Source organism: uncultured Abyssibacter sp. (assembly GCF_964000955.1).
Classification (GTDB): domain Bacteria; phylum Pseudomonadota; class Gammaproteobacteria; order Nevskiales; family OUC007; genus Abyssibacter.
Genome location: NZ_CAXFCL010000101.1, coordinates 1 through 1,663 on the forward strand (window position 1 = coordinate 1; position 1,663 = coordinate 1,663).

At 65.1% G+C, this 1,663-nt stretch carries 1 protein-coding gene; it reads right to left on the reverse strand.

Translation table 11 applies throughout. The features are described from left to right. A partial coding sequence (locus ABNS06_RS04720; protein ID WP_348672881.1) for an efflux RND transporter permease subunit occupies positions 1-1,399 on the reverse strand: 1,399 nt, incomplete at its 3' end. Positions 1,400-1,663 lie beyond the last annotated feature (264 nt).

Sequence of the window (1,663 nt, forward strand, 5' to 3'; positions counted from 1 at the left end):
GGTCCGAGAACAGCTGTCCCTCCGGTCCGGTCATGAACAGGATGGGCAGGAAGATCGCGACGCTGGTGGCGGTACTGGCGAACAGCGCCGGGGCGACCTCGGTGGCGCCGCGCAGCACCGCGTCGGCCACCGGCATGCCTTCCTGACGCAGGCGGACGATGTTCTCCTGGGCGATGATCGCCGCGTCCACGACCAGACCCACCGCGAAGGCCAGACCTGCCAGCGAGATGACGTTGAGGCTGCGGCCGAAGGCGTCGAGCGCCGCGAAGGCCGCGAACAGGCAGACCGGTATCGTCAGGCCGACCAGCAGGGTGGAGCGGATGTCGCGCAAAAACGCGAACAGCACCAGCGTGGCGAGTAGACCGCCCAGCAGCAGATTGCCCTGGACCAGGCGGATCGCGCGGCGAATGTGCACCGAGGCATCGTAGGACAGCTCCATTGCCAGGCCGGACTCGGGCAGCGGACCGACATTGAGTTCGTCGATCACTTCATTGATGTGATCGAGAATCTCGACCGTGTTCGAACCCGCCTCGCGGCCCACGGTGATGTAGTAGGCCGGATAGCCGTTGCGCAGGGTGAAGCCGCCCTGTTCCACGCGTTGCAGCGAGACGGTGGCGAGATCGCCCAGGTAGATTGGCTGCGCGCCCTGGTAGGCGACGATGAGCTGATCCAGCTCCTGCATCGGTGCCTTGCCCATGAAGCGCACGGTGTACTGGCGGCGGCCGACATCGGCGAAGCCGCCCGAGACGTCGGCGGCGCCGCTGACCGCGCGGACCACGTCGGCAATCTGCACGTCCAGCGCCGCGGCGCGGGCCGCGTCCAGGATGATGCGAACCTCTTCCGGTCGCGCGCTTTGCAGGTTGACCTGGGCGACACCGGGAATGGATGCCAGCGCCGGTTCGACGTAGCGCTCGACGATGGGATGGAATTCGCCGGGGTTTCTCGGATCGTTGGCGTCGATGGCGCGAACCAGCAGCGATGCCGCATTGCCGCTGGTGAAGTTGTCGCCGGACAGGTTCACCCAGGGCCCGTTGGCGTCGCGCGGCAGGGTTGGCACCTGCTGCAGGCGGTTGATCACGTCGAGATAGGCACGCTGCATGTCGTGGTCCATCTCGAACGTGAGATTCACGTTGCCGTTGCTTTGGTTGATGTTGGACTGGATGTGCGTCAGTCCGGGCAGGTTGCGCAGGACGCGCTCCTGCTGCTCGATGATCACGGATTCCATGTCCGCCGGGGCGGCGCCACGCCAGAATGTCGAGACCGAGATCTGCGGCTGGTCGATGGGCGGCAGCAACTGGATCGGCAACTGGAACAGCGAGGCCGTGCCCACGCCCACCAGCAAAAGCACGACGACGACCAAAGCCGCCGGATTCGCCAGTGACAGGCGCGTCAGATTCATGCCCACTCCCTCGTCTCCCCGTGGGTGGGAGACTCGCACGCGTACGATTGGTTCCCGCTATCGGTCGGATTATAAAAACCTAACCGCGGGTGTTGATGCCAAGATGCCCGGCCTGCGCAAACGGTCGCAGCCCGCTTTCAGGAGGCGTGAATGCGGCACAGGGATTCCACAAAATCCTGAAAGATGCTATAAAGCGCGCCCCATTTTGGCCGGGCGGATGCCGCCGCCGGCAGCAACCCGACTCGACACGCCATGAAAGCAGAC